This is a genomic window from Nocardia sp. CA-129566 (assembly GCF_050956075.1).
Classification (GTDB): domain Bacteria; phylum Actinomycetota; class Actinomycetes; order Mycobacteriales; family Mycobacteriaceae; genus Nocardia.
The window spans coordinates 6,869,869-6,893,076 of sequence record NZ_CP192085.1 but is presented as its reverse complement, the minus strand read 5'-3'; the positions used below and the strand labels follow the sequence as shown (position 1 = coordinate 6,893,076).

20 protein-coding genes and 1 pseudogene are annotated in these 23,208 nt (G+C 67.8%); 13 read left to right on the top strand and 8 right to left on the bottom strand.

Annotation, left to right across the window (positions count from 1 at the left end; all coding sequences use genetic code 11):
* Nucleotides 1–96: 96 nt before the first annotated feature.
* The gene (locus ACQP0C_RS30365) at nt 97–321 is read right to left on the bottom strand and encodes a hypothetical protein (RefSeq protein ID WP_433725444.1); all 225 of its coding nucleotides are present in this window, start codon (nt 319–321) and stop codon (nt 97–99) included.
* A gap of 56 nt (nt 322–377) precedes the next feature.
* Between ACQP0C_RS30365 and ACQP0C_RS30360 the strand changes: the two genes are divergently transcribed.
* The 3 genes from ACQP0C_RS30360 to ACQP0C_RS30350 are packed head-to-tail and all read left to right on the top strand — an operon-like array spanning nt 378 to nt 4,330.
* Nucleotides 378–1,301, top strand: coding sequence for an SGNH/GDSL hydrolase family protein (locus ACQP0C_RS30360; RefSeq protein ID WP_433725442.1), 924 nt, complete (start codon nt 378–380; stop codon nt 1,299–1,301).
* Nucleotides 1,298–2,536 carry an acyltransferase family protein gene (locus ACQP0C_RS30355; RefSeq protein ID WP_433725440.1) on the top strand — a complete coding sequence of 413 codons (1,239 nt, stop codon included), beginning with the start codon at nt 1,298–1,300 and terminating at the stop codon, nt 2,534–2,536. Before ACQP0C_RS30360 ends, ACQP0C_RS30355 begins: the two co-directional genes overlap by 4 nt.
* An 18-nt stretch (nt 2,537–2,554) precedes the next feature.
* Entirely contained in the window at nt 2,555–4,330 is a 1,776-nt protein-coding gene (locus ACQP0C_RS30350; RefSeq protein WP_433725438.1) for an Eco57I restriction-modification methylase domain-containing protein, read from the top strand.
* Between the two features lie 30 nt (nt 4,331–4,360).
* On the opposite strand, the gene ACQP0C_RS30345 is transcribed toward ACQP0C_RS30350, so the two are convergent.
* From ACQP0C_RS30345 to ACQP0C_RS30330, 4 genes are all read right to left on the bottom strand, one after another.
* Entirely contained in the window at nt 4,361–4,981 is a 621-nt protein-coding gene (locus ACQP0C_RS30345; protein WP_433725436.1) for a TetR/AcrR family transcriptional regulator, read from the bottom strand.
* A gap of 168 nt (nt 4,982–5,149) precedes the next feature.
* On the bottom strand, nt 5,150–5,326 hold the full coding sequence (locus ACQP0C_RS30340; RefSeq protein ID WP_433725434.1) for a hypothetical protein: 177 nt from the start codon (nt 5,324–5,326) through the stop codon (nt 5,150–5,152).
* Between the two features lie 175 nt (nt 5,327–5,501).
* Nucleotides 5,502–6,017: a gamma carbonic anhydrase family protein gene (locus ACQP0C_RS30335; protein WP_433725432.1), complete on the bottom strand. Its 516-nt coding sequence runs from the start codon at nt 6,015–6,017 to the stop codon at nt 5,502–5,504.
* A complete protein-coding gene (locus ACQP0C_RS30330; RefSeq protein WP_433725430.1) occupies nt 6,014–6,997 on the bottom strand; it encodes a helix-turn-helix domain-containing protein in 984 nt (327 codons plus the stop codon). The genes ACQP0C_RS30335 and ACQP0C_RS30330 overlap by 4 nt, the downstream gene beginning before the upstream one ends.
* A gap of 72 nt (nt 6,998–7,069) precedes the next feature.
* On the opposite strand from ACQP0C_RS30330, the gene ACQP0C_RS30325 reads away from it, so the two are divergent.
* From ACQP0C_RS30325 to ACQP0C_RS30315, 3 genes are all read left to right on the top strand, one after another.
* Nucleotides 7,070–7,837 (top strand): MBL fold metallo-hydrolase, encoded by a 768-nt coding sequence (locus tag ACQP0C_RS30325; RefSeq protein WP_433725428.1) that lies wholly within the window; start codon nt 7,070–7,072, stop codon nt 7,835–7,837.
* Nucleotides 7,838–7,912: 75 nt separating this feature from the next.
* Nucleotides 7,913–9,028: an alanine dehydrogenase gene (gene ald, locus ACQP0C_RS30320; RefSeq protein WP_433725426.1), complete on the top strand. Its 1,116-nt coding sequence runs from the start codon at nt 7,913–7,915 to the stop codon at nt 9,026–9,028.
* Nucleotides 9,029–9,066: 38 nt separating this feature from the next.
* Nucleotides 9,067–10,584, top strand: a complete 1,518-nt coding sequence (locus ACQP0C_RS30315; protein WP_433725424.1) for a serine hydrolase domain-containing protein — start codon at nt 9,067–9,069, stop codon at nt 10,582–10,584.
* 51 nt (nt 10,585–10,635) lie between these two features.
* Here ACQP0C_RS30315 and sigJ read toward each other — a convergent pair whose 3' ends face one another.
* Complete coding sequence (sigJ, locus tag ACQP0C_RS30310; RefSeq protein ID WP_433725422.1) at nt 10,636–11,586, bottom strand: RNA polymerase sigma factor SigJ; 951 nt, start codon at nt 11,584–11,586, stop codon at nt 10,636–10,638.
* A gap of 449 nt (nt 11,587–12,035) precedes the next feature.
* Here sigJ and ACQP0C_RS30305 point away from each other — a divergent pair, with 449 nt between their 5' ends.
* Nucleotides 12,036–12,947, top strand: coding sequence for a cobalamin biosynthesis protein (locus ACQP0C_RS30305; protein ID WP_433734707.1), 912 nt, complete (start codon nt 12,036–12,038; stop codon nt 12,945–12,947).
* Nucleotides 12,948–12,966: 19 nt separating this feature from the next.
* Here ACQP0C_RS30305 and ACQP0C_RS30300 read toward each other — a convergent pair whose 3' ends face one another.
* Entirely contained in the window at nt 12,967–13,827 is an 861-nt protein-coding gene (locus ACQP0C_RS30300) for an SURF1 family cytochrome oxidase biogenesis protein (RefSeq protein ID WP_433725420.1), read from the bottom strand.
* A 215-nt stretch (nt 13,828–14,042) separates the two neighbouring features.
* Nucleotides 14,043–14,504, bottom strand: a pseudogene (locus tag ACQP0C_RS30295) (low molecular weight protein-tyrosine-phosphatase); the annotation flags it as partial.
* Between the two features lie 17 nt (nt 14,505–14,521).
* On the opposite strand from ACQP0C_RS30295, the gene cobC reads away from it, so the two are divergent.
* From cobC to ACQP0C_RS30265, 6 genes are all read left to right on the top strand, one after another.
* Nucleotides 14,522–15,586, top strand: coding sequence for an Rv2231c family pyridoxal phosphate-dependent protein CobC (gene cobC, locus ACQP0C_RS30290; protein ID WP_433725418.1), 1,065 nt, complete (start codon nt 14,522–14,524; stop codon nt 15,584–15,586).
* Nucleotides 15,587–15,928: 342 nt separating this feature from the next.
* Nucleotides 15,929–17,050 carry a Nif3-like dinuclear metal center hexameric protein gene (locus ACQP0C_RS30285; RefSeq protein ID WP_433725416.1) on the top strand — a complete coding sequence of 374 codons (1,122 nt, stop codon included), beginning with the start codon at nt 15,929–15,931 and terminating at the stop codon, nt 17,048–17,050.
* 133 nt (nt 17,051–17,183) lie between these two features.
* Nucleotides 17,184–17,828 carry a hypothetical protein gene (locus ACQP0C_RS30280; RefSeq protein ID WP_433725414.1) on the top strand — a complete coding sequence of 215 codons (645 nt, stop codon included), beginning with the start codon at nt 17,184–17,186 and terminating at the stop codon, nt 17,826–17,828.
* A 348-nt stretch (nt 17,829–18,176) separates the two neighbouring features.
* Nucleotides 18,177–18,914 carry a zinc ribbon domain-containing protein gene (locus tag ACQP0C_RS30275; RefSeq protein WP_433734706.1) on the top strand — a complete coding sequence of 246 codons (738 nt, stop codon included), beginning with the start codon at nt 18,177–18,179 and terminating at the stop codon, nt 18,912–18,914.
* A gap of 94 nt (nt 18,915–19,008) precedes the next feature.
* Complete coding sequence (locus tag ACQP0C_RS30270; protein WP_433725412.1) at nt 19,009–20,295, top strand: bifunctional RNase H/acid phosphatase; 1,287 nt, start codon at nt 19,009–19,011, stop codon at nt 20,293–20,295.
* Between the two features lie 315 nt (nt 20,296–20,610).
* Entirely contained in the window at nt 20,611–23,085 is a 2,475-nt protein-coding gene (locus tag ACQP0C_RS30265) for an FAD-dependent monooxygenase (protein WP_433725410.1), read from the top strand.
* Nucleotides 23,086–23,208: the final 123 nt, after the last annotated feature.

The following is a 23,208-nucleotide window of genomic DNA, read 5'->3' as shown; positions in this document are numbered from 1 at the left end:
GAACGTGTTGAAGGTTTGTCTCGCGGCCGTGTTCGCTTGCGGCGCGGTGCTTCTCGGCGCCACCGCATGCAGTAGCGGGACCGAATCGCACGGCGATCACACCCCGACCAGTGCGTCGACAACTGCGGTAGCGCCGACCAGTGCGGTCGCGCCGTCGAGTAGTGCGCCCGAGGCGCCGGCACCCGCTCCGCAAGCGGTACCCACGCCGGAAGCGACATCGATAGCGCCGCCCGCGCCGCAGCCGCAGGCGGTGCCGGCACCGCAAGCGCCGCCGGCGGCGCAGACGGCACCGCAGCCCGAACCGGCCAAGCCGGCACCCACTTTGACCGCACCCGGATTCGAACCGCGCGCGGGCTACTGATAGCGGAGTAATCGTTTTGACCAGCAAGCTCTCCCGCCGTTGTGCCCGTTGGCTCGGGGCGATTACGACGACCGTCGCGGCTGCGGCCTGGGTGCCCGCGGCAGCGCAGGCGGCCCCCGCCGCGGCACCGGGCAGTGCCCTGGTGGCGCTCGGGGATTCCTTCACCGCCAACGGTTTCCGATGGGAAGTGGATGCGAAGGAGTGTCTGCGCGGACCCGCCTCGTGGCCGACGCAGCTGAGCCGACTGATGGGTGTCGCGGGTACTTCCGACTTCGTGGACGCGTCGTGCTCCGGTGCGGCCATTCAGACCGCGCGGGGTTATTCGCTGGTTCAGGAGGCGATCAATGCCGATAAGGCGGGTGCGTTCGGTCCGCGAACCAAGCTGATCGCAGTGCAGTTCGGGCTCAACGACACCTGGGGCACGAGCGAGACCACGCTGTGGACCTCGCTGATCCCGTGCGTATTCAACCTCGCCGACGGATGTGGGCTGGAGGCGGCCGAACAGGGCCGGATCACCGACTATCGGGCCGTATCCGGCAGCGACTATGCCCAGCGCATCCGTGAGGTGGTCGAATATCTGCGCTATTACGCGCCGCAGGCGAAGATCGTGCTGGTCGGCTACCCCGAACTGTTCCCGGCCGGGCAGGATTTCGCGTGTATCAGCGTGCTCGGCGTGGGGCAGTACGTACAGCCGAGGGCCGCGGCACTGGTCCGGTATCTGGATCGCATCGACGCGGCGCAGCGGGACGCGGCGGCGCAGCTCGGGATCGAATTCTTCGATTCCAGGGCGGTGACCGCCGGGCACGGATTGTGTTCGGCGCAGCCATGGTTGAACGGTGCGCTCGATCCGCGTGCGGATCTGGTCGGGATTCCGTTTCACCCTTCCGCGCACGGTGATTCGATGATCGCGGGAGCGCTGTACGAGCGGTACGGCAAGTGACGCAGCAGCGGCCCGCCCTGCCGTCGCTGACCGGGGCGCGGTGGTGGGCCGCCTTCGCGGTATTCCTGTTGCACGCCTTGGTATTTCTGCCGGTCTATCCGTTTCAGAAGTCCGAGTTGTTCCGGCATATCCATCAGGTGATGCCGATGCAGTTGGGCGCGGCCGGGGTCACCTTCTTCTTCGTGCTCTCCGGATTCATCATCTATTGGTCGTTCCGGCCGGGGAATTCGGTACCGCGGTTCTACTGGCGGCGAGTATTGAAGATCTACCCGACGCATCTGGTCGCGACGGTGGCGTTCATCGTGGTCGCGAGTGTGCCGCTGTCCAGGTTGGTGGTCTGGGTGCCGAACGTATTGCTGATCCACACCTGGGTGCCGAAGTGGACGACCGTCGGTGGGCTCAATGTGCCCTCCTGGTCGCTGGGCGCGGAAATGCTGTTCTACCTGAGCTTTCCACTCGCACTGCCGGTGGTGCGCCGCATTCGCGGCGATCGGGTGTGGTGGGCGATGGCGGGGCTGCTCGTGGTGATCCTCGCGCTGCACACGGCATATTTCCTGTGGGTTCCCGGACCGAAGGGCATCGAGAATGCCTTTGCGCCACGGCTTGTTCCGGGGGACGTATCGCCATACTTCGAGCTGCACGCGTCACCGGCGTGGTTCGCCCAGCCGGATATCCCTGTCGCCCCGGCCTATTGGCTCAGTTACACGTTTCCACTGTCGCGGTTGCCCGAATTCTTTCTCGGAGTGTTCGCCGCGCGGCTGGTGGTGGAGGGGCGTTGGCGCAATACGCGGCTGACCTGGCCGCTGCTGGCATTGGCCGTCGCCTTCGCTGCCACCTGGGTGGTTCCGGTGAACTACAAAATGTCGGCGCTGCTGCTCGCGCCGATGACCGCGGTGGTCGCGACGCTGGCCGCGCGGGATCTGGCCGGTATGCGCGGGCTGAACGCCTCGCCCCGCATGGTGTGGTTCGGCAATATCTCCTTCGCCTTCTATCTGATCCAGTTCCCGGTGATGGTGCTGATCACTCGGCTGTTCATCGGCGGCAGGCAGTTCGGCCTGTTCGGCTGGCTGGGGTTCGCCGGATCGAGCCTGATCGTCGCGACGGCGGCGGCCGCGGCGATCTACCACTGGGTGGACGAACCACTCATGCGCCGCTTCTCGGGCCGCCGCGCCGCGGGTCCGCCCGCGACGACGACGGAGCCGGTCGACCGCGTTTCCGCCGTGGTTGGGTCATGACGAGGCAGAATCCCTGGCATGAATCCCGGGGACCCTGCCGCGCGCGACCGCAAACGGCACGGTAGGCACTACACGCCCCCTGCCCTGGCACGCTTTCTGGCACAGCGGCTGGTAGCGCATGTGCCGCGACCCGGGGTGCACGGCGGAGTATCGGGTGCTGGCGTGTTGCGGGTGCTCGACCCAGCTTGTGGCGACGGTGAACTGCTGCTCGCGCTGCACCGGGTGGCGGGTGAGGTGCTGCCGGGGGTGGCGGTGGAGTTGGTCGGGTATGACCTGGACCTGGCCGGGGTAGCGGTGGCGCGGGAGCGGGCGGGGGCGGCGGGGGTTGCGGTCGAGTGGCATATCGGGGATTTCCTGACCGCGTCGGCGCGGATCGCGGACGGATCGTTCGATGCGATCATCACCAATCCGCCGTACGTGCGGACCCAGCAGTTGGGTGGGCCGACCGCGCAGCTGCTCAGCAAGCAGTTCGGATTGCGCGGCCGGATCGATCTGACCCACCCGTTCGTCGCGATCGCGCCGCGGCTGCTGCGCCCGGACGGGGTGCTCGGATTGTTGTGCGCCAACCGGTTTCTCACCACCAAGGCGGGTGCGAATATTCGGAGTCTGCTGCTCACCGAGCTGTCTCCGGTCGAACTGTACGACCTCGGCGATACCAAACTTTTCGAGGCGGCGGTGCTGCCCGCGGTCACCATCGCCACCCGCACCGCGTCCCGTGGCCTCTGCCGCCACGTCTCGGCCTATGAGGTCGAAACCACCGAAACCGTCGATGGAGCAGATCTTTTCGAGGCACTGACCGCCGAAGGCAGCCACACCGTCACCCATGCCGGACGTACCTTCGCGGTCGAGGTCGGGGCGTTGGCAACCGGCGATCAGACGGTGATCAGCGATCAGGCATCAGGACAGCGGGGTGACGGTGCAGATGCGGGAACATTGGGGGCCGGTGACGGGGGTGGGAAAGGGGCGTGGCGGATGTCGCGGCCCGGAGTCGACGGATGGTTGGGGGAGGTGGAGGCAGGGACTTGGCGGACGTTCGGGGAGGTGGGGCGGATTCGGGTGGGGATCAAGACAACTGCGGATCGGGTGTTCATCTCCGAGCGATGGGGGGAGATGGAACTGCGGCCGGAAGGGGAGTTGCTATTCGAATTGATCACCCATCACGATGTCGAGCCATGGCGGATTTCGCGGGAGCGTGACACCAGGGTGCTGTATCCCTACGACACTTCCGAACCCACGCGTATGCCGGTCGACCTGCGGGAATTTCCCGGGGCCGCAGCGTATTTGGAGGCGAATCGGGAGACATTGGCCGCGCGGAAGTATCTGACCGATGGTGGCCGGGAGTGGTTCGAGATCTGGGTGCCGCAGCGGCCGCATCTGTGGCGGGTGCCGAAGGTGGTGTTTCCCGATATCAGTGAGCGGCCGCGGTTCGCCTTGGATCGGTCGGGGGCCGTGGTGAACGGGGACTGCTACTGGATATCGCTGGCCGATCTCGGGGTGGACGGTGCGGCCGAGCGGCTCGCGTATTTGCTGATGGGCGTGGCGAATTCGGCACTCGGGTTGCGGTTCTACGATGCGGTGTGCGGGAATCGGCTGTATTCGGGGCGGCGGCGGTGGATCACCCAGTATGTCTCCCGGCTGCCGCTGCCGGATCCGACGACGATGCGGGCGGGCGGGGTCGTCGAGCTGGTCAGGGATTTCGTCGACGGCGGGCGGGTACCGGACGCGAATTCGCTGGGTCTGCTCGATGAGTGGGTGGCGGCCGCATTCGGCCCGCGTGTGTACGAAATGCGTTGATTGCGTAGCACTTAGAGTACTGATGCCGCATCAGGCGGTGGTGCGGACACCGACCATCGGCAGCAGCGTGCGCCGCGCGAATTCGCGACCCGCCGTCACATCATCGATCGGAATGAGCCCGTCGGGCGTCAGTGCGAGTGAGAGCGCGAGCCGCGCCATGATCTCGGCAACGAGTTCGAAGTCGAAGTCGTCGTCGGCACCGCTGCGGAGTTCGCGTAACTTCTCCGCCAGATAGGTGCGCCCGACCGCGATGATCGGTCCGGCGTCGGTGGTGAGCCGGGGCAGGATGAGGTCGGGTTCGGTCCGTAGGAGCCTGCGCAACAGTTCGTTGCCGGCGATCTCGGTGATCACCGCGACGAAGATCTCCACCAGTTGTTCTTCGACGCCCTCGACCTTTTGCACTCGCTTATCGATTTCGGCGACGAAGCGCTGTGCCTCGCGCACGCTCACCGCCTCGACCAGGTCGTTCTTCGATTCGTACCGGCGATACAGCGTGGCCGGGCTGATTCCGGCGCGCCGGGCGATCTCGCCCATGCTGGTGCGTTTGATACCGAAGTCCAGGAATGCCGACAGCGCGCTCTCCAGCAGCTTCTCGCCATCACTGACGGGCTTTTCCAGTATGCGCTGGAGGATGGGCGGGACGGTCGGCATCGAGTCTCCAGTCGTATCGGCTCGGACGCCGATGGTGACTGGGCGTCGCGACGGTGCGGGTGATCGGTGTTCATTATTTCACCGGGTCGCGACGGTTCAGCCGGGGATCGGCACCAGAGGTCGACAGGAGTGCTATCGCTCGGCGGTTGGACGAGTGTGAGCGCGGGACTAGTGTCGCGGCAGGTCCAGCTCCGCCATTTCTTGTTCGATCGCATTGGCGGCGAAATCCACTCCGCTGGAGCGCAATTCGTGAACCCGTCGCTGTAGCGCCTCGATCCCGCCCGGTTGGGCCGCGATATCGGCCACGCTGATCCGCCCCGACGGTTGGTGCATGCTCTGCTGCATGTACGCCACCGTGATACCTCCTGCCTGCACGCTACGCAGCCACCATCCCGGCGGGCTCACCCTCCGCGTTACTGGCCACTCGACAGCTGCGTCGGCGGGAGATCCCGGGACACCGGGCACGCTGGCAAAATGTTATCAGCGATTCCGATCGGGCATTTGATCAGTGTGGTCTGTCTCACACTTGCTTGGCGACCCGGTGGTTGGCCATGTTGTGAAGGTACACAGCACCATTGAGCCGAATGCCGTCCTGTTCGGCCTCGCTCAATTGCCTGCGCACCTTGCCGGGTACGCCCGCGACCAGCGAGCCGGGCGGAATCTGCGCGCCCTCCGGTATCAGGGCGTTCGCGGCGATCAGACTGCCCGCGCCGATGACCGCGCCATTGAGCACCGTCGCGCCCATGCAGACGAGCACATCGTCACCGACGGTGCAGCCGTGCAGGATCGCGTTGTGCCCCACCGAAACTCCGGTACCGACGGTGAGCGGGAAGCCGGGGTCGGCGTGCAGTACGCAGCCGTCCTGAATATTGGTGCGCGCGCCGACGCTGATCGCCTCGAGATCGCCGCGCAGCACCGCGCTGTACCAAATGCTCACCTCGGCGGCCAGCCGCACGCGTCCGATCACGGTCGCATTCGGTGCGATCCACGCGGTGTCGTCGATCTCCGGGGTGTGTCCGCTTACCTCGATCCTCATGCCGAAAACCTAGACGACGAGATCGCCGGCATCGCGGGCGTCCCCGAGAACAGTGCGCGGTGCGCGGCCGGACTGGTACCGAGGATGCGGTGGAAGTGATGGCGCAGGCTGACGGCGGTGCCGAAGCCGGTCTCGGCCGCGATGCGGTCCATGGTGTCGGTGGTGGATTCGAGCAGCAGCCTGGCCCGATCGGCGCGCTGGTGCAGCAGCCACTGCTGCGGACTGCTGCCGGTGCGATCGCGGAAGCGGCGGGTGAAGGTGCGCCGCGACATGAGCGCGACGCGGGCCCAGCCGTCCAGATCGACCGGTTCGCCGAGATTGGTTCGCGCCCAGACCATTGCGCGTTCGATCGGATCGTCGTCGGCGGCGTCGGGCACGGCCACCGGAATGTATTGGGCCTGGGATCCGCTACGGTGCGGTGCGGTCACCAGCGCCCTGGCCAATTCGGTGGCCGCCCGGCTGCCCAGGTCGCCGCGCACCAGGTGCAGGCAGCAGTCGAGTGCGGCGGCGACGCCCGCGGAGGTGATGATGTCACCGAGGTCCGACCAGAGGGTATCGGCGCGGACTCGGACCGCGGGGTAGGCGGCGGCGAGGTCGTCGGCCGCGGCCCAGTGGGTGGTGATCTCGCGGCCGTCCGCCAGGCCGCTCGCCGCCACCGCGAAGGCGCCGAGGCACAGGCCGACGATGCGGGCGCCCCGGGCGTGGGCGCGATGCAGTGCGTCGCGCAGGCCGTCCGAAATGGCCTTATCGCGGCGCCAGCTCGGGATCACCACCAGATCGGCGCGCTCGAACGCGTCGAGTCCGGTGTCGACGACGATGTCGAATCCGGCGGGTGTCCGCAGGGTGCCGGGGTGCTCTGCGCACACCTCGACGCGGTAGTCGGCGCTGCCCTCGGCGCCGACACGGCCGAAGACCAGCGTCGGCACGGACAGGTGGAAGGGGATGACGCCATCGAAGGCGAGGACGGCGACGGTACGCATGGCCCGATCTTATCGCTGGCGGGCTCGCGGGCCACTTTTGATTGCTCCGGGCGGTCGGCAAGTATTGATCGCATGACCGAGACGATCGAACGCACCACCGTCGAAGCCCTGCACATCGGCGGGCCCACCCTGCGCTTCCGGTACGGCAATCTGACCTGGCTCACCGACCCCACCTTCGATGCTCCCGGCGACTACCCCGGTCCGATCACGCTGCACAAGCTGACCGGCCCGGCGGTATCCGCCGATGAGGTGGGGCCGGTGGATGTGGTGCTGCTCTCGCATGATCAGCACGCGGACAATCTCGACACCTCGGGCCGTGAGTTCTTGACGAGGGTGCCGACCGTGCTCTCGACCACGGATGCGGCCGGACGCATCAACGGTGTTCGGGGACTGGAGAACTGGGAGACCGTCACGGTGGGTGACGTGCGCGTGACGGGTGTGCCCGCACTGCACGGGCCCGAGGGGTGCGAACCATTCAGCGGGATGGTCACCGGATTCGTACTGCAAGCCGATGATCAGCCGACCGTGTACGTCTCCGGGGACAATGCCTCGGTCGCGCTGGTCGAGCAGATCGGGCAGCGGATCGGGCGGATCGATATCGCAGTCCTCAATGTCGGGGGCGCGAATGTCGGACGGTTCGGCGACGCCGATGTGACGCTGAACGGGCGCACCGCACTCGCGGCTGCCGAGTTGCTCGGCGATGCGGTGATCGTCGCCGTGCACGGCGAGGGGTGGCACCACTTCAGCGAGCCGCTGGATTACCTGGCCCGCAACTTCGAATACGCCGGACGGGCCGCTCAGCTGCGGATCCCGCGCTTGGGGCAGCCGTTCGAGGTATAGCCGCATGGTGGCGGACTGCCTCGGTAGCGCGCGGCGTTCATGGCGAAGCTCCGATCCGTGGTCCACGATGGCGATATGAGGATCGCAGTTCCGCGGGAGGTCAAGGAACAGGAGTTTCGGGTGGCGCTGACCCCGGCCGGTGCCGGGGAACTGGTGCGGCACGGGCACGAGGTGCTGATCGAGACCGGCGCGGGGGTGGGGTCGGGTTTTCCGGATGCGGAGTACGTCGCCGCGGGTGCCCGGACGGTGCCCGGCGCCGATCAGGTGTGGCGGGAGGGCGAGCTGGTACTGAAGGTCAAGGAGCCGATCGCCCAGGAGTATCCGCGGATGCGGCGCGAGCAGGTGCTGTTCACCTACCTGCATCTGGCCGCCTCGCGGGAGTGCACCGAGGCGATTCTGCGGTCGGGTATCACCGCGATCGCGTATGAGATGGTGCGGGCGGCGGACGGGTCGCTGCCGCTGCTCGCGCCGATGAGTGAGGTTGCGGGCAAGCTCGGGCCCCAGGTCGGCGCGTATCACCTGATGGCGCCGCTCGGGGGTGCCGGGCTGCTGATCGGCGGGGTGCCCGGGGTGCCCCCGGCCGATGTGGTGGTGCTCGGCGGTGGTGTCGCCGGGACGAACGCGGCCACCGTCGCGGCCGGGATGGGTGCGAAAGTCACTGTGCTGGACACGAATCTGACGCGCCTGCGCGAGCTGGACGCGCTGTTCCAGGGGCGGGTCTCGACGGTGGCTTCGAATGCGGTCGAGATCGAACGGGCGGTGCTCGGCGCGGATCTGGTGATCGGATCGGTGCTGGTGCCCGGTGCGCGGGCGCCGAAATTGGTGTCCGAGGAGCTGGTCCACGGTATGCGTCCCGGCTCCGTGCTGGTGGACATCGCCATCGATCAGGGCGGATGCTTTGCCGATTCGCATCCGACCACGCACGCGGATCCCACCTTCCGCGTGGCGAATTCGCTGTTCTACTGCGTGGCGAATATGCCGGGCGCGGTGCCGCATACCGCGACCCTCGCGCTCATCAATGCCACCATGCCGTATGTGCGCGCCATCGCCGATCACGGGTGGCGCGAGGCGTGCACCGCGCATCCTGAACTCGCGCACGGGGTTGCCGCGGATAAAGGGCGGATGCTATCGGCGGAGGTCGCGGCGGCGCACGGGTATTCGATATCCGAACCGGTGGGGTTGGCGGGCTGACGGCTCGACGCGGACCGAGAATGATGAGGGCGAGATCGGTGACGGTGGAATACCTGCGACGGGCCTGGGTATTGGTGATCACCTTGCTGCTGGTGCTGCTGCCGTACTCCGGGGCGGCGGTCGCGGCGCCGGCGGGCGTCGATTCGGCCGCGGTGGACCGGTATATGTCCGAATACCTTTCGCGGACCCGGTTACCGGGTGCTTCGATCGCCATTACGCACGGGGATCAGGTGGTGTATGTCGCGGGGTACGGTCACGATTCCACCGGTTCGGCCATTACCGCGACGACGAGAATGCCGATCGCTTCGGTGAGCAAATCCATGACGGCGTTGGCCGTGATGCAATTGGTCGACGCGGGGCTGGTGCGTCTGGATGCGCCGGTGCGTCAGTACCTCACGGACTTTCGGCTGGCCGATCCGCGCGGTGAGCGGATCACGGTGCGGCAGTTGCTGAACCAGACCTCCGGCATGTCGGATACCGCATTTCCCGATCTGCGGCAGCCGCAGGCCGATTCGCTGGCGGGGGCGGTCGAGCGATTGCGGACGGCGAAATTGGCCGCCGATCCGGGGACGCGATTCAACTATCACAATCCGAATTATCAGGTGGCCGCTCGGTTGGTCGAGGTGGTCAGTGGGCAACCGTTCGCCGACTATCTGCGGCGGAATGTGTTCGGGCCCATCGGGATGCGCGACAGTAGGACCGTGGATACCGCGCGTGCGGCCGATGATGTGACGCACGGATACATTCGGGCGTACGGGTTCGCGATACCGGTGGCGGAGCCCGATTGGTTCGTCGGTGGTAGCCATGGTGTGGTCACCACGGCCGCCGATCTGGCCAGGTGGCTGATCACTCAGAACGATGGCGGTCTCGCGCCGGACGGGCAGCGGGTGGTATCCGCGGCATCGGTTGCCGAGATGCACACACCGTCCGGGGTGGGCGATGACGACTACGGAATGGGTTGGCGGCGCGCGCGATCCGATCATGGAGTGCAGCTCTCGCACAATGGCGATTGGTTCACCTATACCGCTGAACAGGTGCTGTTGCCCGACACCGGGTACGGGATCGCCGTGATCGCCGATACCGGGATGTCGCTCGAGGACGATCCCGGGATCATCGCCCAGGGGCTGGTCGAGCTGACCTGGGGCGCGACGCCGGATGTGCACCGCCCGTGGAGTATCTGGGCGGACTGGGGGATGGCGCTGTTGACGCTCGCGACGGTCGGCCTCGGTGTGTTCTGCCTGGTGCGATCGCGCCGGTGGGTCGACCGCCAGACCGTCCGACCTGCGTGGTTGATCGCACTGCGGCAGTTGCCGTATCTGGCTCCGATTGTGATCTTGGCGGTGCTGCCGCAGCTCGCGGGGCTCGTCTTCAGGGGGCGAGCCGGAACCTTCCTGCAGGTCACCTATGTGTGGCCGGCTCTTGTCGTGTTTCTCGGCATCGCCGCGTTGGCGGGCGTGAGTGTTCTGCTCGCGCGCGGGGTGTGGCTCATTGTGTCGCGGCGCAAGCGATCTGACGGAGATGCGCAGCAGGAAGCGCCGGTCGAGGCGTCTGCCTGAGCGTGGGCGTCGGATGGCGGCCCGCACAGGGGAATGTGCGGGCCGCGTGGACTAGTCGGCGTTCGGGCCGAGGTACCAGTCGGGGGCGCCCTCGGTGGGGAGGTCGTGCAACTTGTCCGGATTGCGGACGACATTGATGGCGGTAATGCGGCCGCTGTCGATGGTGAAGGCGAAGACGCCGACGTGGGTGCCGTCGAAGACGACCAGACCGGGCGCGCCGTTGACCAGGACCGCGCGGCCCCAGGCGCCGGACGCGGACGGTGCGTGGTACCAGCCGAGCAGCATCTTCGCGATGAGTTCGGCGCCGTGCACCGGCTGGCGGATCGCGGGGACCTTACCGCCGCCGTCGGCGGTGAGGCTGACATTGGCGTCGAGTACGCCGAGCAGTGCGCTGAGATCACCGGAGCGCCAGGCGACCGCGAAGGCCGAGACGACCTTCTCCTGCTCGTCGGCCGAGGCGGGGAAACGGGGTGTGCCGTCCTCGACGCGCTTGCGAGCGCGCGACGCGAGTTGCCGCACGGCCGCCGGGGTGCGGCCGACGACCTCGGCGACCTCGGGACCGCTCATGCCGAACACATCCTGCAGCACGAATGCGGTGCGTTCGGCGGGCGAAAGGGATTCCAGTACGACCAGCAGCGCCGTGGTGACGCGCTCGTCCTGGGTGATCCGGTCGGCCGGATCGTCCCAGCTGGTGACCTCCGGCTCCGGCAGCCATTCGCCGACATACTGTTCGCGGCGGGCGCGGGCCGAGCCGAGCTGATCGAGGGCCAGCCGGCCGGTGACGGTGGACAGCCAGGCGCGCAGATTCTCGATCTCGCCCACGGTCCCGGCCTCGTACTGGCGCTGCAGCCGCAGCCACGCGTCCTGCACCACATCATCGGCATCGGTGAGACTGCCGAGCGTGCTGTAGGCGAGCCTGCGCAGATACGGCCGGTGCTCCTCGAAACGCCGAGCCAATTCGGCCTGGTCGATCGGTTCGGAGGCTGGCTGGTCTGCGGTCACTGTTCTCGCCGTTCGTTGGTCCGGCCCCCTCAGGGGCGAGTGTAGGAGTCGTCATCACGATGACGAAACAGGGCTAGCGAGTGTGACATCTGAGTCGCGGTGGCGCACCGCGGAGGCTGCGCGGGTACTGGGAACTCGGCTGTTCTGGGTGCTTGCTACCTGGGATCTCGAGGATCCGAACTCGACAGCGTGATGGGCAGCATCGAGATAGGGCGCGATCGCCGTCGGGCCATCAGGGATATTGCTCGGGAGCACGCGTGCGGCGGGCGCGTTGTCGAGAGTGCGGAACCGGATGTCGGCTGGAACTCGGCCCTCGTCGTGGCGAGCCGGCGGTGTCTCGCGAAGTAATGAGGGCCGATCGCCGATGGGGCCTGCGCGGGTGTCGGAGAGTTCGGCTGGGGCACGTGGGTTGTCGGGAGGTGGGGACCGGCTACCCTCGCCGGGTGCGAATGGGGACCTCGACGGCTGTTGGGCTGGTGCTGGGCTTCGCGCTCGACCGCGCGTTCGGTGATCCGCGGCGGTGGCATCCGGTGGCCGGATTCGGTTCGGCGGCCAGTGCGCTGGAGCGGGCGACCTATGCCGATCGGCGGTCCGCGGGGGTGGTGCACGAGGTGTTGCTGGTCGGTGCGGTGACGGCGCTCGGGATCGGGTTGCGTCGTGGCGGGGTGGTGGCGACCGCGCTGGCGACCTGGACGGTGCTCGGTGGACGCAGCCTGACGCGCACCGGGCGGGATATGGCCGATCGGCTCGAGTCCGGTGATCTGACGGGTGCGCGGGCATTGCTGCCATCGCTGTGCGGGCGCGATCCCGAGGCGCTCGATGCGGACGGCTTGGCCCGTGCCGCAGTGGAATCCATCGCGGAGAACACCTCCGACGCCACGGTGGCCCCACTGCTGTGGGGTGCGGTCGCCGGAACGCCCGGGCTGCTCGGATACCGCGCGGTCAATACGCTCGATGCGATGATCGGCTACCGCGACGAGCGCTACCTGCGCTTCGGCTGGGCCGCCGCGCGCGTGGACGATCTCGCGAACCTATTGCCCGCCCGCATTACCGGCATGCTCACCGCCGCCTTGGCCCCCCTGGTCGGCGGACATCCGGCCGATGCGCTGCGCGCCTGGCAACGCGACGCATCCGCGCACCCGAGCCCCAATGCGGGGGTCGTCGAGGCATCCATGGCGGGTGCGCTCGGCGTCCGCCTCGGCGGCCGCACCCAATACCGCTACGGCATCGAACTGCGACCCACCCTCGGCGACGGCCCCGCACCTCGGGTCGCGGATCTGCGTCGAGCCGTCCACATGTCGGAAGCAGTCCAACTGGGCGCTGTTCTCACGGCCGCCCTCTGGTCTGTCCTGCGGCGCTGACGCCGAGGTCGCGCCCGGCTCAGCGGGTGCCGCCGTAGCGGTCGGCCAGGCGTTGTTCGTTGGTGGAAGTCGGTGCGGGGGTTGGTGTTTCGGTCGGTGTGGGTTCCGGGGCCGCTGGCGTCTTTTCCTTGCGGCGTTCGCGGATTTCGGCGTAGACGAAGTAGCCGAGGCCGAGGGGAGCCATGATGCCGAAGGCCAGCCATTGCAGGCCGTAGGAGAGGTACGGGCCCGCGTCGAGTTGGGGGAGGGGGGTGGGGGTGAAGGCGCCGGGCTGGTTTTCGCCGAGTTGCAGATAGCCGCCGCGTTCGCCGGTGGGGATCGCGGTCAGTGGCTCCTGCAGGACGGCCATTTCCTGGGTGGTGTCCACCGAGTACACCTGGCGATAGCCGTCCTGGACCATCGGGTCCTTGCCGGGGGTGACCCCCTCGGACATCCGGATTCGGGCCTCGATGCGCTGCGGTCCGGTCGGCGGGTCCGGAATCTGCGGTGGGCGGGATCCGTCGACGGCGGCGACCAGGCCGCGGTCGATGAGCAGGATGCGGCCGTCGTCGAGTTTGAAGGTGGCCAGCACCGAGTAGCCGGGGGCGCCGTCGAGGTGGCGCAGGCGGACCAGCGCCGTCGAATTCGGCATATAGCTGCCGGTCGCGACGACGCGACGCCATTCGGCGTGCGAATCGGTGCCCTGGTCGTCCAGGACGGTGGTGATATCGATCGGGGCGGCGTCCACCGAATCGGCGATCAGCTGGTTGCGGTGCGAGGTGGTGGTGTTCTTGCCGAGCTGCCACGGTGCGAGCACGGTGAAGCAGAGGTAGGCGAAGGCCGCCACGAGAACGGCCAGGATCAGCCAGCTCGGACGCAGGAGGAAGGTCAGTCGGCGCATCACGCGTGTCCGTCGTGGACGGGACCGTAGGAGACCGGCCGGTCTGATTCATGGGCGGCGAGATCTGCTCCGTGGACCGTGCTCGGCTGGGCGGCGATCTGGGTCCGCGTGTCGTTACCGGACCGGGCTGCTCCTCGGCCCTGGATCACGGCGCCCTTGGTCGCATCGGCTTCGAAGTCAGGGGTGGACGTGCCGTTGCGAGCGGCGAGGGTGCCTCGGACCCAGTCCAATAATCCCGGGATGGCGGCGGCTATCTGGTCGTGGACGAGGTCGAAGTCGGCGGTGTCGCCGTAGTAGGGGTCTGGGACGTCGAGGGAGTCGGCGTTCGGGTCGAAGCTGCGCAGCAGACGGCGGCGCTGCGACGGGATGCCGAGCATGGCCAGTCGGCGTTCGTGGCCGGAGTCCAGCGCGATCAGCAGGTCGGCGTCGCGGTGCTGGCTGCCGAATTTCGCGGCCACGTGACCGGTCGGATAGCCGTGGCGGCGCAGTGTCGCATTGGTGCGGGCGTCGGCGTCCTCGCCGACGTGCCAGCCGTCGGTGCCCGCGCTGCTGACCCGCACGCGGTCCGCGAGCCCCTCGCGGTACAGGTGTACCGCGAACATCTTCTCCGCCATCGGCGATCGGCAGATGTTGCCGGTACAGACGAACGACACGTGCAACTCACCCACGACAGCCATTCTGGCCGGTCGCCCCGATGAGCCGCCACGTAGGGTGTTTTCTCGTGCCGGATGAACAGGTCGATCACGCGAAACTGCGTCACCACGGTGACGTCGACGCGCGTCCCGGCATGCTCGATTTCGCGGTGAATGTGCAGGGCAGTGCGCCGCCGGACTGGCTGCGCAACCGGCTGGCCGCCCGACTCGACGACCTCGGCCGCTATCCGAGTGCGGCCGCTGAATCCGCCGCGCGCACCGCGGTGGCGGCCCGACACGGCCGCGCCGCCGAGGAGGTGCTGTTGCTGGCCGGTGCGGCCGAGGGTTTCGCGCTGCTGCCCCGGCTCGCACCCCGGCTGGCCGCGGTGTTGCATCCGTCGTTCACCGAACCCGAACTGGCACTGCGCGCGGCCGATATTCCGGTCGCCCGCGTCGTCCTCGAACCGCCGTACACGCTGGATCCGGCCCTGGTGCCCGCCGCGGCCGATCTGGTGGTGCTCGGCAACCCGACCAATCCGACCTCGGTCCTGCACCTCGCCGACACCATCCGCGCGCTGCGCAGGCCCGGCCGGATCATTGTGGTCGACGAGGCCTTCGCCGATGCGGTCCGTGGTGAGCCACAGTCGTTGGCCGCCGCGGCCGACCCGGACATCCTCGTCCTGCGCAGCCTGACCAAAACCTGGGCGTTGGCCGGCCTGCGCTGCGGCTACTTGCTCGGCGCACCCGATCTGCTCGCGCGGCTGAACCACGGTCGCGCGCACTGGCCGCTCGGGACACTGCAACTCGAGGCGATCATCGCGACCGCCGAGCCGAATGCGGTCGCCGCCGCCCAACAGCGTGCGCGCACGATCGCCGTCGAGCGGGATTCGATGGTCGAACGACTGACCGCGCTGGGTGTGCACGTCCACACGCCCGCCGACGCACCATTCCTGCTGCTGCGCGTGTCCGATGGTGAACTCCTGCGGAAACACTTGGCGGACCGGGGAATTGCGGTCCGCCGCGCAGATACCTTCCCCGGACTCGGACCCGACTACATCCGTGTTGCCGTCCGCGGCGCCGCCGAGGTCGATCGGCTCGTCGCCGGTATTCGCGCGGCGGGGGTTTGATGTCGGCCCGGATGGGGTGTTGTTGCGGGGGCGATTGCCCGGCTTGTGGCTTTGTGCCGCGGAGGTCGATCGGCTCGTCGTCGGGTCTTTGTATGGAGGGGTTGATGCCGGCCCGGACAGCTCGTCGTTGCGCGCCGAGCATCGCGGGGCTGGTGGGTGGGCGCGGTGGCCCAGGTCGACCGGGTGAACGCCGGTTTCAGTGTGGCGCTTGTGGCCGATTGGAAGGATTGCGCGGTTCGGCAGGTGCGCGGTGCGACTCAGGGGCTCTGTGCGGATGATGGCCGATGGGCGCGGTGCGGTTGAAAGTTGTTGGGGCATCGATGGAGTGGAGGTAGGCCGATCGTGACGACGCTGGCGGAACTTATCGGGGCGCTCGACGCGGCTTATCCGCCGAAGTTGGCGGAGTCGTGGGATTCGGTGGGGCTGGTGTGCGGGGATCCGGGGGATGCGGTGACGCGGGTGCTGTTCGCCGTGGATGCCACGGCGGCGGTGGTCGATGAGGCGATCGATTGGCGGGCGCAGGCTTTGGTGGTGCACCATCCGTTGCTGTTGCGCGGGGTCGACAGCGTCGCGGCCGATACGCCCAAGGGTGCGCTGGTGCATCGGCTCATCCGGTCCGGATGTGCGCTGTTCGCGGCGCATACCAATGCCGACTCCGCTGATCCGGGGGTTTCCGATGCGCTCGCGGCGGCGCTCGGGCTCACTGTCACCGGGCCATTGGATTCGAAACCGCAAGCCGCCGTGGATAATTGGGTGGTGCAGGTGCCGCGCTCGGAGGCCGATGCGGTGCTGGCTGCGCTGTTCGCGGCCGGTGCGGGTGGCAGCGGAACCTATCGTGACTGTGCTCTGCGAGTGCCGGGAGTCGGGCAGTTCCGTCCGGTTGCGGGGGCGAATCCGGCGGTCGGCGCGATCGGGGAATTGCAGCGGGTCGATGAGGATCGCCTCGAGGTGGTCGCGCCACCCTCGGCGCGTGCGGCCGTGCTGGCGGCATTGCGGGACGCCCATCCCTATGAAGATCCCGCCTACCACGTCACCGAGCGTGCCGCGCTGCCGTCGGGGCTCGGCATCGGTCGGGTCGGCGTACTGCCCGAACCGGAGTCCTTGCGCGAGTTCACCGTTCGGGTTGCCGCCGCCTTGCCCGCGACGACCTGGGGTGTTCGCGCGGCCGGTGACCCGGATCGCATGGTCCGAACCGTCGCCGTCTGCGGCGGCGCGGGTGACTCCTACCTGGATGCGGCGACGCGCCTCGGTGTGGACGCCTACGTCACCTCGGATCTGCGCCACCACCCGGTCGACGAACACCTGCGCCGCGGTGGCCCGGCCGTGATCGATGCGGCCCACTGGGCGACCGAATTCCCTTGGTGCGCACAGGCGCAGACGGTGGTGCAATCCGCGCTGCCGGACCTCGAAACCCGCGTGTCCACGCTGCGCACCGATCCCTGGACGGTCAGCGCGACCGTGTGACGCACTCTGATCAACTCGCACGAGCGCCCGAACTATCCAGTGCGGCGGCGTGTTCGGGGCGTGTCGTGACTGTTGCCGGGAGTGGTATGCCGTTCAGCTGAGTCGACGCGCCGGTACGGGGTACAACTACCGCATGAATTTCCCGGTGGACTTCGGGATCGTGCAGATCGGGCTGATGCTGGTCATCCTGGTCGCGGTCGCGTTGCTGATATCGGCGCTCGTGATGGTGCGCAAGGTCGGTTTGCGGGTTTTGATCGGGCGCGGGGCGGGCGGACTGGTGCTGCTGGTCGTCGCCGTTGTCCTGTTGTGGGTGGTGACGCTCATGCAGACCTTCCTCGGGTTGAGCGGGGAGATCAAGGCGGCACATGTGGTGGTGAGTCAGGTTGCGGGCCAAAACCATCGGCTCGAGGTCGAGCTCACCCTCTACGGCGACGAGGACCATCCCGACAAGCACGAGAAATATCAGGTCGAGGGCGATCTGTGGGTGCTGCAGGCCAATATCGTCGAACTGAAGCCCTGGGTGAACGCCCTCGGCTTCCACTCCGGCTACAAGGTCACCCGCCTCTACGGCCAGCGCCTCGACGGCGTCGCCACCACGCAGAACCAGATCTTCGTCAATGGCGATGATCAAGACTTCTTCAACGATATGAGCAACCACAAATGGTGGACCGACCCCTTCGTCCGCTCCGCCTACGGCAATGCCGTCATCGCCACACCCGGCACCTACGACGTCTTCATCTCCCGCGACGCCATCAAAACCCGAGCCCCTGGCAGCTGAGCAAATCTCGTTGTCGGGGCGGTGGTGCGGCCGCCGTTTGCGGGTCACCGCGGGCGGGCAGCCGCGGCTGTCGATGACCGGTCAGGTGAGGGTCGCGTGGTCACCGGAATTGCCGTCCGAGCCTTCGAGCGGGGATCGAACACCCGTGCGATGGCTCGGATCGAGGTCGCCATGGCTCACGCCACGGTGGGCCGATGCGCGCCGCGACTTCGTGCATGAACACCCACGCCGATGACGTGGCCTCGGACCGAATCACCCACCATTCGGGGTACGGTTGAAGACTGGTATCGCCGCATCCCGCGGTTCGCGTGCCCCCATCCGTCCATAGCGTCCAGGAGTTTGTCCGCGTTGAATGTCGAACCACCTGTCCAGGCCAAGCTGCTCCAGCTCGCCGCCGTCGACGCCGAACTGACGCGGATCGCGCATCGGCGCACCGTGCTGCCCGAGCAGCAGGAGGTGGCGCGGCTGGAGACCGAGCGGAATGCGCACAAGGATGCGGCGGTGGCGGTCGAGATCCTGCTCGACGATCTCGACCGCGATATTCGCAAGCTCGAGGGTGAGGTCGAGGCGGTGCGCAAGCGCGAAGAGCGCGACCGCGGCATGTTGACCGCTGGTTCGGTGGGTGCCAAACAGCTTTCGGAGATCCAACACGAGCTGGGCAGTCTGGAGCGGCGCCGTTCGGTGCTCGAGGATGAACTGCTCGAGGTGATGGAGCGTCGCGAGGCGTCGGCATCCGATCACGATCACGCGGGTGCGCGGCTTACCAAGACCGAACAGGATCTGGCCGACGCGCAGCGGCTGCGCGATGAGGCGCTGGCGGATCTGGATGTGGCGCAGGGGCGTTGCGATGCCGATCGCAAGGATTTGTTCGCACTGTTCCCGGCCGACCTGCTGAGCATCTACGACCGCCAGCGCGGCCAGCACGGGGTGGGCGCGGCGCTGTTGCAGGCGCGTCGGTGTGGTGCCTGCCGGATCGAACTGGACCGCGGCGAGATCGCCCGAATCGCCAAAACCGAGCCGGATGTGATCGTCCGGTGCCCGGAATGCGGTGCGATTCTGGTACGTACCAAAGAGTCGGGTTTGTGACGTTACCGGTGCGGGTATCAGTACCCGCGTCGGTTCCACACCCGGCGGTGGGCGGTCCAACGAGGCCGGGTTGTCGAAGAGGACAAGGGGAACAATGACCCAGCGCGAGGTGATCGTCGAGGCCGACGGCGGTTCCCGGGGCAATCCGGGCCCGGCCGGTTACGGTGCGGTCGTCTTCGATGGCGATCACATCCGGATCCTCGCCGAGCGCAGGGAATACGTCGGCATCACCACCAACAATGTCGCCGAATACCGTGGACTCATCGCGGGTTTGGAGGCGGCGGCCGAACTGGGCGCTCGGGTGGTGTCGGTGCGGATGGACTCCAAGCTGGTCGTCGAGCAGATGTCCGGGCGCTGGAAGGTCAAGCATCCGGCCATGATTCCGCTGGCGGACCGGGCACGCAGGCTGGTCGCCGGATTCGACACGGTCACCTTCACCTGGATTCCGCGCGCCGAGAACTCCCATGCCGACCGGCTGGCGAACGAGGCGATGGATGACGGCACGCTGATCGGTGAGGTGCATGCCGCCGAACGGCAGCTGCTCGATGCCGGGGCGGTCGCCGCCACGGTGGCCGAGGAGGTGCGCGATGCCGAAGAGCAACTGCTGAGCTGGACCGATGAAACATCCGCACACGGCGCCGAAGAGCACATGCCGAGCTGGATCGACGAAGCCAGGGACGCGCAGTCGACCGCGGCCGATGCCCGAGACGCCGAGGGGGACACGCCGCCGACCGCCGCGGAAAAGGCACCCGGCTGGACCGGCGCGACCGGCCGCCCGACCCGCTTTCTGCTGCTGCGCCACGGCCAGACCGCGCTCTCGCTCGAGCGCCGCTACTCCGGCCGCGGCAATCCGCCGCTCACCGACCTCGGCCGCGAACAGGCAGCCCGCGCCGCGAAAATGCTCGCCGCGAAGGGCGGTATCGCGGCAGTGGTCACCTCGCCGCTCGGCCGCGCCAGGGACACCGCCGAAGCCGCCGCTACCGCACTCGATGTGCCCGTGCGCGTCCTCGACGGCCTCATCGAAACCGACTTCGGCGACTGGGAGGGCCTCACCTTCCTCGAGGCCGCACAACGAGATCCGCAGCTACACGCCCGCTGGCTCGGCGATCCCTCGACGCCGGCGCCGAATGGCGAGAGCTTCGACCAGGTCCGCGAACGCGTGGAGGCGGCCCGCCGCGATCTGGTCGCCTTGTATCCGGGCCAGAACATCGTGGTGGTGAGTCACGTGACCCCCATCAAGACCCTGTTGCAACTCGCGCTCGGCGTCGGCCCGTCGCTGCTGTACCGGCTGCATCTGGACCTGGCATCGCTGTCGATCGCCGAGTTCTATCCGGACGGCGGATCCTCGGTTCGATTGGTCAACGACACGTCCTACCTCTGAGGGGTTTGGGCAGCTGACCAATCCGCGCCTGTTGGCAAAGCGTGAATTATGGCGCATGGCAACGGATTCGGCCTGTCGAATCGGCCCCTTTGGGGCGAATCTCACACGGTAACGTTTCAGACACGCTTATAGCGGTAGGCTTCGGGTCGGTCAGGCACAGGCATCCAGCCCCGCCGGTCTGGTCGGGGATTACATCGGTCTTCGAACAGTGCTGCTCGGGGGGATGAGAACTGACGAGCAACGTGGCTCGGTGGTCGCTTCGAAAAGTGAAGGCGTCCTGTGCTGTCCAGTGGGTCGAGGGAAGCGCAGGTTCGAATGAGTAGTCCGGTCAAGGTTGTCGTGCTCGGTGCGGGGATCGGAGGGCTCACCACGGCCGCCGCATTGCGACAGGCGGGCTTCGCGGTCGAACTGTATGAAGCGGCCCCCGAACTGCGCGGCCAGGGATTCGGACTTTCGGTGCAGGCCAACGGCATCCACGCGCTGCGCGCGATCGGTCTCGGCATCGAGGAGGAACTGTTCGAGCGCGGCGGCAAGGTCGAGACCTTCCGCTTCAACAACCCGGATGGCACGCCCATCCGCGTGCTCCCGGTGCATCGCCAGGACGAGCGCCTCGGTGCGGCAAGTGTCGCGCTGCATCGCAAGGACCTGCACGCGGTGCTGTTGCGTGCGATCGGCGACACCCCGACTCATGTTGGCGCACAGGCGACTCGGTTCATCGATGACGGTGACCACGTGCGCGTCGAATTCGCCGACGGCCGCGTCGCCGAGGGCGATCTGCTGATCGGCGCCGACGGCATCCACTCCGTGGTACGCGCCCAGCTGCACGGCCGCGCCGAACCGCGCCCCGGCGATTTCGTCGCCTGGCTGGCCTGCATCCCATTCGAACATCCGGCCGTGCCGCGCGGCTACTCCGCCCACTACTGGGGCACCGGAATGCGTTTCGGCATCCACGACATCGGCCACGGCCGGGTCTACTGGTGGGGCACCATGACCATGCCCGGCGATGAGGCCGCCGATTGGCAGGGGACCAAGGAAGATCTGCAGCGGCTCTACGCCGACTGGGCGCCCGAGGTGCGCGCCTGCATCGAGCAGACCGACTGGGCCGATGTGCTCGCCGTGCCCTGCCAGGACCGTCCGCCGCTCGCGGGTTGGGGCCGCGGCCGGGTCACCCTGCTCGGTGACGCCGCGCATCCCATGCTGCCCAGCCTCGGTCAGGGCGCCAACTCGGCCATCGAGGACGCGGTCGTGCTGGCTCACTCGCTGAAGACCTCGCTGGATCCCGTTGCGGGCCTGCGACGTTACGAGCAGGTGCGCGCCGAACGCACCGCCATGTTCGTCAATGGCTCGTGGTCGCTCGGCAAGATCGAGCAGACGACCGATCCCAAGCTGGTGAAGGTGCGCGACACCTACTTCCGGCACGCGCCGACGGAATTCTTCCTGCGCGAATTGGCCAAGCCGATGTCGTTCCCGCCGCTGGCCGGTCCGACCGCGCGGCTGCCGCGCCAGCTGTCCCCGGTGGAGCGCTGGCACTGGATCGCCGATCAGCTCGCCCCGCTGCACATTCTGGCCCGGGTGCGGGTGCACGGGTCGATCACCGCCGAGCAGGTCCGGACCGGACTCGATGCGGTGCAGCACCGACATCCGCTGCTCGGTGTCGCGGTGGCGGCCGAACCCGATGGCACCGCACCGCGTTTCGTCCCGGTGCCGACACCGATTCCCTTGCGCGTTGTCGAATCCGCGGATGCGCAGACCTGGCTGACCGAGGTGGACGAGGTCGAACTGCGCGAGCCGTTCGACTGGCAGGGCGGACCGCTCGCACGCGCCGTGCTGATCACCGATTCGACCGGCGAGACCAGCGATCTGGTCATCACCCTGCACTACGCGATCGCCGACGGCGAGAGCGCGATGTCGGTGGCCAAGCAGGTGTTGCAAGTTGCCGCCGGTGAGGGCCCTGAACTCGAGCCCGCCCCGGTTCGGCCGGGGCCGGAGGCGCTGTTTCCGGCGAAGTTCCAGGGCGCCAAGGGCTTCGGTCGCACCGTGGGATCGCTCCTGCGCGACCAGAAGTCGCAGCTCAAGCGTCCGCGCCGACTGGAGCCGACCGAATTGGCCGCGCCCGCGCAGCGGCGCAGCCGGGTCGTGCACCGCAGCCTCAACGCCGATCAACTCGACGCGCTGAGTGCCGGTTGCGAGCGCAATGGCGTCGGTCTGCAGGCCGCGCTCTCCGCGGCGCTGCTCATCGCGGCGGCCCGAGAGTCGGGCACCTATAAGGAATCTTGGTACACGGTCGGCAGTTCGGTGAATTTCCGCGACCATCTCGACGGTGCGGTCGCCGATACCGAGGTCGGGACCTACCAGGGCATGATCGCGACCCCGGCGAAGTACGCGCCGTGGTCCTCGCTGTGGCAGATCGCCGGTGAGATCGAGCGCGAGTACGGCGCGCGGATGGATCGTCGCGATCACCTCGCGGCACTGAACCTGTTGCAGGTCGCCGCTCCGAAGTCGGTGGCCGCCAGCGCATCCACGGTCAAGCTGATGGACACCCGCGGTCCGGGTCACCTGTGTATGACCTACCTGGGCCGCTACTCGTTCCCGGACAAGGTCGGCTCCTGGCGGCTGTCGGGCGCGCAATTCGTCTCCGGCATGTCGGTGAGCGGGTTCACCATGGCCACCGCGAATGCCACGCACGGCGAATTGTCGTTCAACCTCGGCTATGTCGAGCCCGCGGTATCTCGCGAGCGCGCGGAGCGGCTCGCCGATGAGAGTGTGCGCGCACTGCTGTCGGTGATCTGACAATGCGGGCCGTCCGCGCCCGCCCATAGACCGCGAATCCCGGTATCGAGGACGATGCCGGTAATTCGCGCTATCTGAAAACTGGATACAAGTGGTAACTGCTTTGCGTTCGGCGTCGACAGG

Coding starts and splice junctions, on each gene's coding strand:
- ACQP0C_RS30350 (WP_433725438.1), top strand. CDS start 2,555: ATGAATCCCGGGGACCCTGCCGCGCGCGACCGCAAACGGCACGGTAGG.
- ACQP0C_RS30345 (WP_433725436.1), bottom strand. CDS start 4,981: ATGCCGACCGTCCCGCCCATCCTCCAGCGCATACTGGAAAAGCCCGTC.
- ACQP0C_RS30340 (WP_433725434.1), bottom strand. CDS start 5,326: ATGCAGCAGAGCATGCACCAACCGTCGGGGCGGATCAGCGTGGCCGAT.
- ACQP0C_RS30335 (WP_433725432.1), bottom strand. CDS start 6,017: ATGAGGATCGAGGTAAGCGGACACACCCCGGAGATCGACGACACCGCG.
- ACQP0C_RS30330 (WP_433725430.1), bottom strand. CDS start 6,997: ATGCGTACCGTCGCCGTCCTCGCCTTCGATGGCGTCATCCCCTTCCAC.
- ACQP0C_RS30325 (WP_433725428.1), top strand. CDS start 7,070: ATGACCGAGACGATCGAACGCACCACCGTCGAAGCCCTGCACATCGGC.
- ald (WP_433725426.1), top strand. CDS start 7,913: ATGAGGATCGCAGTTCCGCGGGAGGTCAAGGAACAGGAGTTTCGGGTG.
- ACQP0C_RS30305 (WP_433734707.1), top strand. CDS start 12,036: ATGGGGACCTCGACGGCTGTTGGGCTGGTGCTGGGCTTCGCGCTCGAC.
- ACQP0C_RS30300 (WP_433725420.1), bottom strand. CDS start 13,827: ATGCGCCGACTGACCTTCCTCCTGCGTCCGAGCTGGCTGATCCTGGCC.
- cobC (WP_433725418.1), top strand. CDS start 14,522: ATGAGCCGCCACGTAGGGTGTTTTCTCGTGCCGGATGAACAGGTCGAT.
- ACQP0C_RS30280 (WP_433725414.1), top strand. CDS start 17,184: ATGAATTTCCCGGTGGACTTCGGGATCGTGCAGATCGGGCTGATGCTG.
- ACQP0C_RS30270 (WP_433725412.1), top strand. CDS start 19,009: ATGACCCAGCGCGAGGTGATCGTCGAGGCCGACGGCGGTTCCCGGGGC.
- ACQP0C_RS30265 (WP_433725410.1), top strand. CDS start 20,611: ATGAGTAGTCCGGTCAAGGTTGTCGTGCTCGGTGCGGGGATCGGAGGG.